The organism is Rubrobacter marinus, from assembly GCF_011492965.1.
GTDB classification, from domain to species: Bacteria; Actinomycetota; Rubrobacteria; order Rubrobacterales; family Rubrobacteraceae; genus Rubrobacter_F; species Rubrobacter_F marinus.
Genome location: NZ_CP045121.1, coordinates 3,041,964 through 3,055,450 on the forward strand (window position 1 = coordinate 3,041,964; position 13,487 = coordinate 3,055,450).

16 protein-coding genes, 1 tRNA gene and 1 pseudogene are annotated in these 13,487 nt (G+C 70.0%); 3 read left to right on the forward strand and 15 right to left on the reverse strand.

Annotated elements, in window-relative coordinates:
* Window positions 1-148 precede the first annotated feature (148 nt).
* Window positions 149-907: a helix-turn-helix domain-containing protein gene (locus GBA65_RS15700; protein WP_207955817.1), complete on the forward strand. Its 759-nt coding sequence runs from the start codon at window positions 149-151 to the stop codon at window positions 905-907.
* 99 nt (window positions 908-1,006) lie between these two features.
* On the opposite strand, the pseudogene GBA65_RS15705 reads toward GBA65_RS15700, so the two are convergent.
* Together GBA65_RS15705 and GBA65_RS15710 are read right to left on the reverse strand one after the other, a co-directional pair.
* Window positions 1,007-1,611 (reverse strand): annotated as a pseudogene (locus GBA65_RS15705) (NAD-dependent epimerase/dehydratase family protein); the annotation flags it as partial.
* 304 nt (window positions 1,612-1,915) lie between these two features.
* Window positions 1,916-2,005: transfer RNA gene (locus GBA65_RS15710), tRNA-Ser, on the reverse strand.
* A gap of 169 nt (window positions 2,006-2,174) precedes the next feature.
* Here GBA65_RS15710 and GBA65_RS15715 point away from each other — a divergent pair.
* The gene (locus GBA65_RS15715) at window positions 2,175-2,465 is read left to right on the forward strand and encodes a hypothetical protein (RefSeq protein ID WP_166397367.1); all 291 of its coding nucleotides are present in this window, start codon (window positions 2,175-2,177) and stop codon (window positions 2,463-2,465) included.
* A gap of 100 nt (window positions 2,466-2,565) precedes the next feature.
* Here GBA65_RS15715 and GBA65_RS15720 read toward each other — a convergent pair whose 3' ends face one another.
* Together GBA65_RS15720 and GBA65_RS15725 are read right to left on the reverse strand one after the other, a co-directional pair.
* Window positions 2,566-3,552 (reverse strand): ion transporter, encoded by a 987-nt coding sequence (locus GBA65_RS15720; protein ID WP_166397368.1) that lies wholly within the window; start codon window positions 3,550-3,552, stop codon window positions 2,566-2,568.
* Between the two features lie 79 nt (window positions 3,553-3,631).
* Entirely contained in the window at window positions 3,632-3,913 is a 282-nt protein-coding gene (locus GBA65_RS15725; protein ID WP_166397369.1) for a hypothetical protein, read from the reverse strand.
* Between the two features lie 172 nt (window positions 3,914-4,085).
* Here GBA65_RS15725 and GBA65_RS15730 point away from each other — a divergent pair, with 172 nt between their 5' ends.
* Window positions 4,086-4,958, forward strand: a complete 873-nt coding sequence (locus tag GBA65_RS15730) for a hypothetical protein (RefSeq protein ID WP_166397370.1) — start codon at window positions 4,086-4,088, stop codon at window positions 4,956-4,958.
* A gap of 106 nt (window positions 4,959-5,064) precedes the next feature.
* On the opposite strand, the gene GBA65_RS15735 is transcribed toward GBA65_RS15730, so the two are convergent.
* The 11 genes from GBA65_RS15735 to GBA65_RS23355 form a co-directional block, all read right to left on the reverse strand.
* Window positions 5,065-7,065, reverse strand: coding sequence for an MDR family MFS transporter (locus GBA65_RS15735; protein WP_166397371.1), 2,001 nt, complete (start codon window positions 7,063-7,065; stop codon window positions 5,065-5,067).
* A 66-nt stretch (window positions 7,066-7,131) separates the two neighbouring features.
* Window positions 7,132-7,509 (reverse strand): MarR family winged helix-turn-helix transcriptional regulator, encoded by a 378-nt coding sequence (locus GBA65_RS15740; protein ID WP_166397372.1) that lies wholly within the window; start codon window positions 7,507-7,509, stop codon window positions 7,132-7,134.
* A gap of 191 nt (window positions 7,510-7,700) precedes the next feature.
* Window positions 7,701-8,885 (reverse strand): ABC transporter permease, encoded by a 1,185-nt coding sequence (locus GBA65_RS15745; protein ID WP_166397373.1) that lies wholly within the window; start codon window positions 8,883-8,885, stop codon window positions 7,701-7,703.
* Window positions 8,882-9,550, reverse strand: coding sequence for an ABC transporter ATP-binding protein (locus GBA65_RS15750; protein ID WP_166397374.1), 669 nt, complete (start codon window positions 9,548-9,550; stop codon window positions 8,882-8,884). The genes GBA65_RS15745 and GBA65_RS15750 overlap by 4 nt, the downstream gene beginning before the upstream one ends.
* Window positions 9,551-10,054: 504 nt before the next feature.
* Window positions 10,055-10,264: a rhodanese-like domain-containing protein gene (locus GBA65_RS23350; RefSeq protein ID WP_207955818.1), complete on the reverse strand. Its 210-nt coding sequence runs from the start codon at window positions 10,262-10,264 to the stop codon at window positions 10,055-10,057.
* 14 nt (window positions 10,265-10,278) lie between these two features.
* Entirely contained in the window at window positions 10,279-10,761 is a 483-nt protein-coding gene (locus tag GBA65_RS15760; RefSeq protein ID WP_166397376.1) for a nitroreductase family deazaflavin-dependent oxidoreductase, read from the reverse strand.
* Between the two features lie 3 nt (window positions 10,762-10,764).
* Window positions 10,765-11,532, reverse strand: a complete 768-nt coding sequence (locus GBA65_RS15765) for an ABC transporter permease (RefSeq protein WP_166397377.1) — start codon at window positions 11,530-11,532, stop codon at window positions 10,765-10,767.
* Window positions 11,532-11,885, reverse strand: a complete 354-nt coding sequence (locus GBA65_RS15770) for an ABC transporter permease (RefSeq protein WP_166397378.1) — start codon at window positions 11,883-11,885, stop codon at window positions 11,532-11,534. The genes GBA65_RS15765 and GBA65_RS15770 overlap by 1 nt, the downstream gene beginning before the upstream one ends.
* Before the next feature lie 16 nt (window positions 11,886-11,901).
* A complete protein-coding gene (locus GBA65_RS15775; protein ID WP_166397379.1) occupies window positions 11,902-12,306 on the reverse strand; it encodes an ABC transporter permease in 405 nt (134 codons plus the stop codon).
* The gene (locus GBA65_RS15780) at window positions 12,306-13,289 is read right to left on the reverse strand and encodes an ATP-binding cassette domain-containing protein (protein WP_166397380.1); all 984 of its coding nucleotides are present in this window, start codon (window positions 13,287-13,289) and stop codon (window positions 12,306-12,308) included. The genes GBA65_RS15775 and GBA65_RS15780 overlap by 1 nt, the downstream gene beginning before the upstream one ends.
* A gap of 2 nt (window positions 13,290-13,291) precedes the next feature.
* Window positions 13,292-13,483 carry a hypothetical protein gene (locus GBA65_RS23355; protein ID WP_207955819.1) on the reverse strand — a complete coding sequence of 64 codons (192 nt, stop codon included), beginning with the start codon at window positions 13,481-13,483 and terminating at the stop codon, window positions 13,292-13,294.
* Window positions 13,484-13,487: the final 4 nt, after the last annotated feature.

Genomic DNA, 13,487 nt, shown 5'->3' on the forward strand with positions numbered 1-13,487 from the left:
ACATATAACTCTATGGTTTACTAAGGTATAGTCAACTAAAAACAGGTTAAACAAGCTAAAAACACACCTATAGGTGTAGCGAACGGGACCGGGATGTATCTTTGTGTGCAGCCGGGGCGCGAGGAACGCCTCAGAAGGGAAGGGTTCGGTGGTTTCTATAGAGAGAGGGCGCGAGATAGAGCTTTTGGGGGTAGAGGACGTGGCGGGGCTCCTGGGGGTGAAGGAGTCGACGGTGTGGCGCTGGTGCCGGGAGGGGAACCTGCCGGGCCTCAAGGTGGGCAAGCGCTGGCGCATCAGGCGCGAGGCCCTGGAGGACTTCTTGCGGGAGAAGGAGCGCTCGTCCACGCTCGTCGGGCAGTTGAGCTCGTTCTTGCGGGTGCCCGACAACGTGCTCGCCGTCGCGCAGGACCGCGGCATCCTGCACCGCCTCGACGCGGCGTTCTTCCGGGTAGGCGAGGCGCGGGGCGGGCTGCTGGTGAAGTTCTACGGCGGGGAGGACGAGCCGGCGGAGGGTTTGATCTCCGAGTTCGAGGAGAACGGTTTGGAGGCCGGGCGCCTCGTGCGTGAGGGGCGACTCCTCATGAGGCCGGAGGGTGGCCCTCCGGGGGGAAGAGAGGAAGGGCTCGGCCGGCTCCTCGACGAGGGGGTCGGCGAGGGTCGCACCGTGTGGGCCTCCTTCGACTGGTTGGGGCGGGTGGATCTGGAGAAGGCGCTCGAGCAGCAAGAGAGGCTCACCGGGTTCGCCAACGCCAGGCAGCTCGTCGTCAAGACGGCCGCGCTCGAGGAGGCCATCGACGACTGGCCCTCGTCCATACTCAGGCGGGCCCAGTCCTCGCACTCGGGCGCCATCCTGGCCTCGAAGTCCGGGCTGTCCCTCAGCCGCGCGACGCCGATGCCACCCTCCTGACCGTCGGGGCGGGCCCGCCGACAACGCGGCCCGAGGGCGCGCCCTTCTCGCCCGAAGATCGAACCCGGCCGGCGGAGCCGTTCGCGGGATGCGTGGCGCTCAAGGCGCCCCGTAGCCGTTCGGATGCGCGCGGAGCCAGCCCCACGCGTCGGAGACGATGGCTTCGAGCCCCGGCCTCTCGGGCGCCCAGCCGAGCTCGTCCCGGATCTTGCGGCTCGACGCGACGAGGACGGCCGGGTCTCCCGCCCGGCCCGGCGCCTCCACGGCCCTGATCTCGCGGCCCGTGACCTCGCGGGCCGCCCGGATGACCTGCCGGACGGAGAAGCCCGTCCCGTTTCCGAGGTTGTAGACCCTGTGCCCCCCGGGCACGGCGCCCGCGAGCGCCAGCTCGTGCGCCCGTGCGAGGTCCTCGACGTGCACGTAGTCGCGCACGGCGGTCCCGTCGGGCGTCGGGTAGTCCGTGCCGAAGACCGCGACGGCCTCCCTCTCGCCGGCCGCGGCCCGGAGCACGAGGGGGATGAGGTGCGTCTCGGGCTCGCGTCCTCCCCGAACCGGCCGTCGGCGGAGGAGCCCGCGACGTCGAAGTAGCGGAGGCTCGTCGCGCAGAGCCCGTGGGCCGTGGCGTAGGAGCCGAGCATCCCGTCGACCGCGAGCTTCGAGCCCCCGTAGGGGCTGTTCGGGCGGGTCGGGGCGTCCTCGCGGATGCTCGTCCCTCGTCGGAGAAGCCCCGACCGGGCTCGTCCCCTACACCGCCGATGTTAGAGGCCGATCCTTAAAGGATGCTCGAAGGCACTTGCCTTTTTCCTTGGATCGAGCCGTCGGGAAACGCCCGAGATCCGGGCCCCGGGACCCGTGCGGGACGAATCTAGACGAGGGGTGAGCGACGCCCGGCGGCAGGCCGTAAGTCGGGGACCGCACCAGCGAGAACTCGACCGCCAGGGACGTCCGGCCCGGCACGGAAGGGGGCCCCGCCGCGTAGCCGGGGCCCCCTTCCGTGCCGTCATGGAGCGGAGAGGGAGGGATTCGAACCCTCGAGACGACTTAACACCGCCTACGCGATTTCCAGTCGCGCTCCTTCGGCCTCTCGGACACCTCTCCAGGCGTGGATTCTAGCAAACGGACCGGCACCTGTGGGAAGGAGTTCGAAGGATCTAGTCCTTTCTACAACGATTTAGTAAACCGTTCACATCCGACGCCACGGTCCGCCTTGTCTGCGCGAGCATCTGGTCTAGAGTATGAACCTGCGCCGTTACAAGGCGTGGCGATATTGACACAAAAGTGTGTCAAGCTCTTGAAAGGGGCGGAAGACATGGGTGCTTACAGGAAGATTTTGCTGGACAACGACGAGACCAACCAGGCGCTCGGCGTGGCGGGCCGGGAGGCCCGGGTGAGGGTGCCCGGGTACGGCGGTCCGATGAAGGCCGGCGCCGTGCAGATCCGGCCGCTCGCGCCGGGGTACGGCGTGGTCGGGAAGCACGAGGCCAGGGGCCGGGTCGAGGTTCCGGGCTACGGGAAGGCGCCCGTGTCCGGCAAGATCCTGCGCCTCCCGAACTCCTGATCCGGTAGGAGAGCGAACGGAGGGCCCCCGGCGCCGCGCGGCGCCGGGGGCCCTCAGCCTTTTTCGGGATCTCTGTCGCCCTTCGAGGCGGTTGACTTCCCTACGAGCGTCCCCGGGCGTCTTCGTCCGGCGGCTCTGCGGGCGCGGAGGGGCCTGAGGGGTCGCCCTCCCGCGCGGGGGGTTGACCGCTCGAATCTCCCGTACCCGGGTGGATCTCCGCCAGGCGGCGCCTGATGTCGTGCAGCTCTTTGAGGATGATCCTGTCCTTCGCCGAGAGGCCCCGGATGTCCTTGAGCAGGTCCTCGACGTCCTCCCCCACGTCCTCGACGTCCTCTTCGATCTCCTCGACGTCGGATTGGACCTCCTCGATGTCCTCCCTTACCTCGGCCGCGGCCGTGCCGAGCATGGCCTTCTGCGCCGCGGCGGCGACGCCGCCGATCAGCAGGGCGAGGACGACGTTCCCCGTCCACTGCAGGACCATGGAGAGGAGCTTGCCGCGGGCGGTCTGGGCCGAGATGTCCCCGTAGCCGACGGTGTTGACGGTCGTGTTCGCCCAGTAGATGCCGTCCAGGACGCTCAGGCCCTCGAGGTCGGCGAAGGCGATGCCGCCGCCGAAGACCGCGATAAACGCGAGCACGATGGCGTAGGGCAGCAGGCTCACGGAGCCGAAGCGCCCGAGGATGACCGGCAGCACGTCTATGAGCCTCAGGAGGCGCAAGACCCAGAACGCCTGGAGCACGTTGGGCAGGAGGGGGAAGGTCGTGGCGAGGACGAAGATGTCGAGCTTGTTGTAGCGGAAGTACTCCCGGTCGTCCGGGGCGAGGTAGAGCATGCAGGCGAACTCGAAGACGAACCAACCGTAGATGGCCCAGTTCAAGACCCCGCTGAAGACGCCCAGGAGGCCGTCTGCGTCCGAGAAGTGCAGGATGAGCGCGGGGACCACGAGCAAGACCACGACGACGGTCGGCACGTCGAGCATGCGGGCGAGCCGCGCCTGGTGCTCCGTCATCCCCGGCAGCACGTGGGTAGTGCCCACGTGGGCGCTGCGCGTGCCCCCGGGGCCTCCCCTCTCGGTCGCCTCCGTCACCTGCGCCGCCTGACCTTGGGCCTGTTCTTCTTGCGCGAGGAGTCGTCCTCCTCGGCGCAGACCGTGGCGACCTCGAGGTTCACGGGCTCCGTCGGGGCGACGCCGTCGGGTCCTGGTCGCAGACGTAGAGCTCGTCCGGGTCGCCCAACTCGGTCCCGAGGTCCGTGAGCCTCCTCGCCGGCGCCCCGCCTTCGGCCGCAACTACCGTAATGTCCTCATCCGCCACCCCGGAGTCGGCCAGCGCCTGAACGGCCCTGGTCAGCGTCTGACCCTCGGTGTCCGGGGTCGTCGGGCCGCCGCATCCGGCGAGGAGGAACAGGGCGAAACATACCGCGCCAGAAACCGCCACCGTGTGCCTCAAGGCGCCTCCCTCACGCAAAGACCGCCGTCGCGAACACGGCGATTCTACAACCAACCCCGGCTCCTCGCCCCGATCCGGGGGTGATAACTTAAAGGTTCAGGCGCAGAGCGTACGGCAGGGAGGTATTCGTGGAGAGGACGGAGAACCGCGTCGTCGGGGCGGGGCGCAGGCGTTGGGCACTTTAGGTGTCGTGGCCGTCTTCGTGGCCCTGGCCGGGGTCTACTGGGACGTCTCCTGGCACGTCACGATCGGGCGCGAGACGTTCTGGGTGCCGCCGCACCGCCTCATCTACTCGGGGACGGCGGTGTTCTTCGTCGCCACCGTTTGCGCGCTCTCCCTGACGCGTCGCCGGGCGGGCTCCTTGTGGGCGACGGGGAGGGCCGGGGCGGGCTTCGCCGTCGCCGCTCTCGGCTCCATGATCCAGGTCTCCGCCGCCCCGCTCGACGACCTCTGGCACGAGATGTACGGGCTGGACGTCACCGTGTGGAGCCCGCCGCACCTCATGGGCGCGGCCGGGGCGCTCGTCGGGATCTACGGCCTCGCCACGGCGCTTGGCACCGGGCTGCACCGGGACGAGGGCTCCTTCGGCTGGGCCGGCGTCAACGTCCTCCTGCTCTTCGCGGCGGCGCTCTCCCTCTCGCTCTTCGTCCTCGGCCCGCTGGACTTCCGCCTCGACCGGCGCGACGCCCTCTTCTACCCGCTCCTCGCGGGGCCCCTGGCGGCGATCCCGATCGTAGCGGCGGCGCGCTACGTGGGGCGCTTCGGGGCGGCGACGGCGGTCGCGCTGGTCTACGTGGGCTTCCGGGTGGTGGCGCTCGGGATCTTCGTGGGCATGGGCGCCTTCGAGAACCCCGGCCCGCCGGTCTTCGTGCTCCTCGCCGCCCTCACCGTGGACCTCGCGCTCCTCGGCAGGAAGGACGGCCGCGGCGTCCTCGGGGCCGCCGTCCTCTTCGGCCCGGCCCTCGTCCTGGGGAGTGGGCCTTCCGGGCGCTCCTGCCGGTGCAGAACTGGGAGCCGTTGCAGGTCGCGGCCTCGCTCGCCGTGATCTCCGTCGCCGCCACCGCCGGCGCGCTCGCCGGCGACCGGCTGCAAGAGCTCATGCGCCCCGGCGGGGCTAGGGTCCGCCCACCATCACCGGTCCCCCTCGCCCCTCACGAGGAGGGCGCGTCGGAGGAGAGGGCGGGCGCGGGTTCGCTACCTAGGCCCTCCCGAAGAAGCCTCTCCCTGAGCGGCCGGACGATTCTCCTGGAGGCGTGTACGGCCCTCTCGCGCTCCGTCCCGCCGTGCCCGTTCGCGAGCTCGGAGGCTGCCCGGACGAGGTTCGGGTAGTCCCCGTTGCCGCGCTCGATGCGCTCCGCGAGGCTCAGCAGGGCGGCGGACGCCCTCCTGCGCTCGGCGGGCTCGTGCATGCCGTTCACCGAGGAGAGGAGCCCGCGCAGGGCCTCGTCGCGCGCGCTCAGCGCCCTGTCCCGCCCGAACGCCTCGGCGAGCCTCGGGACGACCGAGGGCTCGGGGGCGTGGAGGGGCGGGCTCGCCGCGGTCTCGGCGGCGGGCCTCGCGGCCGTCGGCGAGGCGACGCCCGGAGCGTCCTCCAGGCGGACGTTCCTCATAACGAGGGCGGCGAGGATGGAGGCCCCGACGGCGGCGAAGACGAAGACGAAACCGTCGTGTATCGAGCCCGAGAGCGCGTCGCGGGCGACGCTCACGACGCCTTCCACGACCTGCCCGCCGCCCGGGAAGGCCGAGGCCGCCTCCGAGAGGGCCTCGCGGGCCTCGGGGTTGACGAGCGCCTGCGGGTTGTCCAGGGCGGAGACCAGCCTCTCGGGGGCTTGAGCCGGGGCGTTGGCGGCCAGGTCCTCGGCGTAGCCGCGGGTGACGAGGGAGCCCACGACCGCGGTGCCGACCGTCGAGCCCAGCGAGCGGATAAACTGGGTCGCCGAGGTAGCGACGCCCAGGATCTCGACCGGCACCGTGCTCTGCACGGCGAGGGTGACGGTCGGCATGATCAGGCCGAGCCCGAGGCCGGTGACGGCGAGAAAGACGGCGACGGTGAACGTGGAGGAGCCCGTGTCCAGCGTCGTGAGCAGGTAGGTGCCGAAGGTCATCACGACCGTGCCGAGCAGCGTGAACGGCTTGACGCGCCTGACACGCGCGATAATCTGGCCGCCGATCACGCCGACCGCCGTCATGGAGAGGACGAGCGGGGTGAGGACGGTGCCGGAGTTTGTCGCGGTCTCTCCGAGGACGCCCTGCACGAAGAGCGGGGTGTACAGGATGATCCCGAACATCCCAAGCCCCACGAGGAACATGAGGACCGAGGCGGTCGCGAAGACCCTCCCCCCGAACAGAGAGAGCGGGATGATCGGCTCGCGGGCGCGAAGCTCCAGGGGCACGAAGGCCGCGAGCAGCGCGGCGGAGACGACGAAGCCCCACACGACGCGCGTCGCGCCCCAGTCGTAGCCCTCCCCGACCCACGAGAGGGCGAGCAGGAGCGCGACGACGGAGGCGGTGATAGTTACGGCCCCGGGGTAGTCGATGCTCGCGCTGCGCCGCTTCGTGCTCTGCGGCAGGGCGAAGGGCAGGGCCAGCAGCGAGAAGAGCCCCAGGGGCAGGTTCACGTAGAAGACCCACCGCCAATCCAGGTTGTCCGTGATCCAACCGCCCAGGGCAGGGCCCACCACGCTGGAGAGCGCGAACACCCCGAAGAAGACGCCCTGGTACTTGGCCCTGCGGGCCGGGTCCGGGAAGATGTCCGCGACGCTGGTGAAGATGTTCGCGAAGATCATGCCGGCGCCGAGCCCCTGGATGCCGCGGAAGATGATCAACTCGAGCATCCCCCACGCCGCCCCGCACAACGCGCTCCCGACGAGAAACACGAGGATGCCGCCGAGGATAAACCACTTGCGCCCGTAGATGTCCCCGAGCTTCCCTATGACCGGGATCATGGCCGTCGAAGCGAGCAGATACGCCGTCGTCACCCAGGCGTAGCGCTCGAACCCCTGAAGATCCGCGATAATCTGCGGCAGCGCCGTCCCGACTATGGTCTGGTCCAGCGCGACCAGAAACAGCGCGAGCATGAGCCCCGCAACGGCCAGCAGCGTGGCCCTCCTGCCCCCGGCGCCCGCCGTCCCCCGTCGCTCCGCCTCGGACAACCTACTCCTCCATCGCCTCTGCGAGGAGCCCGAGCATCCGCCCGAGCTCCTCGACCTCGTCCTGGCTCATGACGCGCCGCACGCGGGCCTCCACCGCCTCCTCCACGGCGGGACGCTTCTCCAGCGCCCCACGCCCGCGTCGGTGAGGTAGAGGCGCACGACGCGCCCGTCCCCGGGGTCGCGCTCACGGCGCACCAACCCCTCGCCCTCCAGGGCCCGGACGACCCGGCTGACCCGCGCGGGGTCCACCCCGAAGAGGCGGCTCATCTCGCCCTGGCTCATCCCGTCGCTCCGCTCGAGCGTGACCAGCGCGAACCACTGCCCCACCCCGAACCCCGTCTCCTTCTCGTAGACGGCCCCGATCCTCCGGAAAACACAGCCCAGAGGCGTCAGGATCGGGTGCCCCGCAACACCCTTCTTCTCCTCGACCATATCACCCGCCATCCTGCTCTCCCATTAAAGTTGACCGGTCAACTATACCGCTTATCCTTGACGGGTCAACTTTTTTCGGACGCAAGTCGGGGCCTCACGAGATCCTAGTCCGTTCGGGAGACGGTTCGCGCTAGAATCCGGGAGCAGCAGGGAGGCCAGGACGGTCAGTGCGTTTCGTGTGTCCGGAGTGACGGGGGGGTGCGTTACTCTCGTCTCAGGGCCTCGACGGGTTCGAGGCGGGCGGAGCGGTAGGCCGGGAGGACGCCGAAGACCACCCCGATCAGGGCGGAGACGCCGAAGGCCAGGGCGACCTCTTCGACCGTCACCACCGCCGGGGGGAGATCCGTCAGTATCCTCGGGAGCAGCACCGATCCCGCGACACCCAGGGCCACGCCGAGGGCGCCGCCAAGGAGGGCGAGGAGGATGGCTTCGAGGAGAAACTGGAGCAGGACGTCCGTATTCGTGGCGCCCAGGGCCTTGCGGACCCCGATCTCGCGCGTCCGCTCGGCCACCGAGACGAGCATGATGTTCATCACGCCGATGCCGCCGACGAGCAGGGAGATGCCGGCGATGCCGGCCAGAAAGATCTGGAGCTGGTCCGTGATCTCCGTGAACGTGGAGAGCAGCTCCTCCTGCGTGATGACGGAGAAGTCTCTGGCGCCGTCGTGGGCCCGCGCGATCTCGGCCTCGATCCTGTCCGTCACCGCCCCGACGTCTCCCGCGCTCTCGGCCTGAACCACGATCTGGCCCACCGTCTCGTTCCCCGAGAGCTCGAGGGCGTCGGTCGTGCTGACGTAGGAGGAGTCGGGGACGGGCGGACCGAAGCCGGGGTCGGCCTTTTCGGCCACGCCCACGACCTCGAACTCCCTGTTCCTGATCTCGAGTGTCCGTCCCACGGCCTCCTCCGGCGGGGTGTCCACGAGGCCCTCCGTCGCCGACTCCGCGAGGACGACCTCCCCCTCATTCTCCACGAACCGCCCGTCGGAGAGCGCGACCTGGCGTATCTCCTCGTAGGAGGGGTCCACCCCCGAGAACGAGACGCTCTGCTGCCCGATCGGGGCGACCACCGAGACGTTGGAGGAGACCTCGGCCACTCCCGGCAGGTCCGCGACGGCGCGGGCGTCCTCCGGGGTGAGGGTGCTCGACGCCGCCGCGCCGAACGGGCCGCCCCCTCCGTCACCTTCCTCGGAGCCGGGGACGACGGTGATGAGGTTCGGGCCGAGGTCATTGATCTGGCCGGAGATGCTCTCCTGGATGCCGTTTCCGAGCGAGGTGAGCAGCACGACCGCCCCCACGCCGATGATGATGCCGAGCATGGTCAGGGCCGTGCGGGCCCAGTTGACCAGGAGCCCCTGGAGGCCCATCGCGGCGATCCTGAGCGTCCTCACGCCCCCGCCCCGTCCGACCGCTCGTCCGAGAAGACGCGCCCGTCCCGGATCTCCACGATCCTGCCGGCCCGGCGGGCTACTCCTTCGTCGTGCGTGACGACCATGAGCGTGACGCCCCCCGCATTCAGCTCCTCGAAGAGGTCCAGGATGCTCTCTCCCGAGGCCGTGTCGAGGTTCCCCGTGGGCTCGTCGGCGAGGAGCAGCGCCGGCTCGTTGACGAGCGCCCGCGCCACGGCCACCCTCTGCTTCTGTCCGCCGGAGAGCTCGGTGGGGTTGTGGCCGGCCCTGTTCGCGAGCCCCACCCGCTCCAGCGCCTCCCGCGCCCGCCTCCTGCGCTCCTTGCCCCGAACCCCCGCGTAGACCATCGGGAGCTCCACGTTGCCCTGGGCGCTCTGCCGGGGCAGGAGATTGTAGCTCTGGAAGACGAAGCCGATAAGGTCCCGCCTCGCCGCGGCCAGCTCCCCGCCCTTCAGCCTCGAAACGTCGCGGCCGTCGAGCACGTAGGAGCCGCTCGTCGGGCGATCCAGGAGCCCCAGGAGGTTCATGAGGGTGCTCTTCCCGCTCCCCGACGGCCCGACGACCGAGACCCAATCCCCGCCTCGACGCGCAGGCTGACCCCACGAGCGCCTCGACGAGGCCCTCCCCCGTCCGTAGGTCTTCGTCATCTCCCGAGCTTCTATAACCGCCACTCCGCCCCCTAGCTACGCTCTGGTCGAACGAGGCCCGCGGCGCAGGGCCCGCTCGCTCGTCGCGCTCCCGGCCGCCGACGCGTACGCCGCCGACGCGCGCCCCCCCCCCCGGCTCACACCGCCGAAGGGCCCGACGCTCCCGCTCGGATCGCTCCACGATCCCGCCGCTGCGTGCCGGGAGAGCCGGGGACCGTCGTCGGGAGGTTCGTTGACACATACCCATACGAGGGAACGGGTGGTTTGTTTCCCGACGACGGTCCCGAGGGAGGGGCCGCTTGTGGGACGGCAGGCCAAGGAGACGGGCCCCGCCGTCCGGGTGGGACGGCGGGGCCAGAGCAGTGGGCGCTCGGAACGCTCGGGCTAGTCCTCGCTCTCCGTGGGCAGGCCGGCCCTGACCCAGTCCTGCTTGCCGCCGGGGTATTCCTTGACGTTCGTGTATCCCATGGTCACCAGCTCACGGGCGACCCTCTCGGAGGCGTGTCAGTTGAAGTTGGTGCAGTAGGTAACGATCTCCGCGTCCTTGTCCGGGAACATCTCGGAGACCTTGCCCATGTCGTCCAGGTTCACGGCGCCGGGCAGGTGACGCTTCTTGAACGCCGACTCCGGCAGGGTCTCGACGAGAACGAAATCGTCGCCCCGGTCGATCTTCGCCTTGAGCTCTTCCCTCTCCAGGGTTTGAAATTCAGCCACCTCGTGCCCCTCTCTCACGCGCCGCTCGGGCGCTCGTCGTTTGCGGGATGCAGGATGACCACCGGGATGGGCCGGTCGGTCTTCTGCTGGTAGCTCTCGTACCCGCCGTACATCTCGACCAATCGCGGCCACAACCGCTCCTTCTCCCCCGGGCTCGCCTCCCGGGCCCGGACGCGCAGGCTCTTCTCCCCCACCTCGACCGTCGCGGCGGGCTGCGCCCGCAGGTTCAACAACCACATCGGGTGGGCGGCCGTGCCGCCGTTCGAGGCCACGAGGACGAGGTCCTCGCCGTCGGGGAGGTAGAGGAGCGGGACGGTGCGCTCCCTGCCGGACTTGCGGCCCTTCGTCGTTAGCAGCAGGACGGGACCACCGGCGAGACGGCCGCCCAGCCTGCCGCCCGTGGCGCGGTACAGGGAGGTGTGCAGGCTCGTCGCGGCGCGCTGGGCCCTGGCGACGGGACGGCCGTAGGCGCGGCCGCGGCGGCTCTGCGTCGCCACGCGCTAGCTGCCCGTCTTCTCGGCGTACCGCAGGCCGTAGAGGGCCCAGAGGGCGAAGGCGACGACGAGGGCGAGGCCGATCGCGTAGGCGGGTCCCACGCTTACCGGGGTCCCGGCGAGAAAGCCGCGGGCGGCGTCGAGGATCGTGGTGAACGGGTTCAGGCGGGCGAGCGTCTCGATCCAGCCGGAGAGGAGGTTCAGGGGGACGAAGACCGGGGCGAGAAAGAGGACCAGGAAGATCGGGGTCCGTATCACCGGACCGGCCTGCTGGGTGCGGAGCAGCATCGCCACGCCGGCCCCGAACAGGGTCGCCGCGACGTTCACTATGATGGCGAGCCCTATGAGGCCGAACAAGTCGAACCCGCCGGTTATCGGCATGCCGGCGATCAGGGCGACGACCGTCACGAGGACGCCCGTCATCGTCGCGCGCACGAGCGAGGCTATCGTGTAGCCGAGGATGATCCCCTGCCGGTTCGAGGCGGCGAGCATGAGCCTCCGCGCGAAGCCGTTCTCGAAGTCCCCCGCGATGGAGAACCCGGTGAACGCCCCGCCCATCGCGACGGCCTGAAGCAGCGCCCACACGAACTGGAACGCGATGTAGCCCGCCGCGTAGTCGAAGCCGGGGACGTCCCCCACCCGCGTCAGCCCGCCCGCGAACGCGACGAAAAAGAAGATCGGGAAGAACGCCGGCGCCAAGAACGCGGGGTTGGCGAAGTACTTGTAGACCTGGCGCGCGGCGACGGCGTAGGCCACCGAGAAGAAGCCCCCCATCAGCGCGCCACCCTCGTCCTGAGAAACGACGACGCCCCCGCCAGGGAGAGCACCACGATCGCAAGAGCGCACCCGAAGCCGACGGTCAAGGCCTGCGCGTCCCAGCCCGTGATGACGAGGCTGCGGAGTCCCTCGACGAGGTAGGAGATCGGGTTGGCCGTCGCCACGTACCGGAACCAGTCGGCCTCGATGAGGTCGCGCGGCAGGTTGATGCTGGACATGAAGATGGAGACGAAGAACAGCGGGAACGCGCTCTCGACCGCCTCGACCGAGCCGGTCCTCAGGGCGAGCATCGCCCCTATCCCCCCGAAGCCCAGGGAGACGAGCACCGTGAGCAGGATCAGGACGAGCATGCCCCGAAGCCGGACTTTATGTCCACCCGAAGAGGAGCCCCATGCCCAGAAAGAAGACGCCCTGTATGAGCCCGAGCGCCACGACCCCCGCGAGCATCCCCAGGAGCAAGGCCGAGGGGCGCATGGGCGTCAGGGAGAGCCGGTCGAAGAAGCCGCTCTCGATGTCGCGGGCGAGGTCCGAGCCGGCGGTGATCGCCCCGAAGAGCGAGGCCTGCACGAGCGGGAACGCGAACGCGAAGTCCTTGTAAGAATCGGCCGGGAAACCCGGGATGCTCGTCGCGGCGTCCAGCCCGTAGGCGTTGATGGCGTAGAACATCATCGGGAACACGATCGCCGAGACCATCACCGCCGGCTGCCTCAGGGTCCGCAGGGTGGAGCGGCGCGCGAGGCTCGCGACCTGCACGAGGAGCGAGGGTCCCACTACTGCGACTCCTCCATCCCGCTCTCGCCGTCGCCCGCGCCCTCCAGGGAGCGTCCGGTCTTCTCGAGAAAGACGTCGTCGAGGGTCGGCTCCTCGATCCTGAGGTTCGTCACCCTCAGCCCCTCGGCGTCGAGGGCGCGCACCACGTCGGCGAGGTCGCCCGCGCCGTGGTCTATCCTCACGGCGACGGCGCCGGGCGCGCCGGTGATCTCCTCGCCGAAGCGCGAGAGAACCTCCGTGACCCTGCCCCGCTCCTCCGGGCTCGCCGGCGTAGCCTCGACGCTGGGGCGCCCGATCTCCGCCTTCAGCTCCTCCGGCGTCCCCTCGGCCGCGATCTTGCCACGGTCGATGATCCCGACCCGGTCGGCGAGCACGTCGGCCTCCTCCAGGTACTGCGTCGTCAAGAAGACGGTGACGCCCTCGTCGCGCGCGAGGCGGGCGACCTCGCTCCACAGCGCCGAGCGGCTCTGCGGGTCGAGCCCGGTCGTCGGCTCGTCGAGAAACAGGATCTCGGGCCGATGCACGAGCGAGAGCGCGAGATCCAACCTCCGCTTCATCCCCCCGGAGTAGCCGCGCACCCGCCGGTCGGCGGCCTCCTCCAGCCCGACGCGCTCCAGAAGCTCGTCGCCCCGGCTCTTGCGCTCCTTGCGCGCCAGCCCGTGCAGCGCCGCCTGCAAGGTCATGTGCTCGCGCCCGGTGAGGAACGGGTCGAGCGCCGCCTCCTGCAACGCCGCCCCGATGGAGGCGCGGACCTTCGGCCCCTCCTTGACGACGTCGTAGCCGGCGACGGTCGCCCTGCCGCCCGTCGGCGGCAGGAGCGTCGTGAGCATCAGGACGGTCGTGGACTTGCCGGCCCCGTTCGGGCCGAGAAAGCCGTAGATCTCGCCGGGCTCCACCCGGATGTCTATGCCGTCCACGGCCCTCGGACCCTTGCGGAACTCCCGGACGAGCCCCTCGACCTCTATCCCCCGGTCCCTGCCCACCCTTAAGCCGAGACCTTCAGGCCGGTCAGGTTCTCGCTCGCCTCCCACAGCTTGCGCCGCGCCTCGGGGTCGTAGGCGACGGACTTCGCCGTGATGAGCTTCCCGTCCGAGAGGTACTTGCCCGTCATCCCCTCGACGTCGGGGGAGGAGGCGAGGTAGACGAGGGTCTCCGCCCCCTTCTCCGGGCTCCTCATGAAC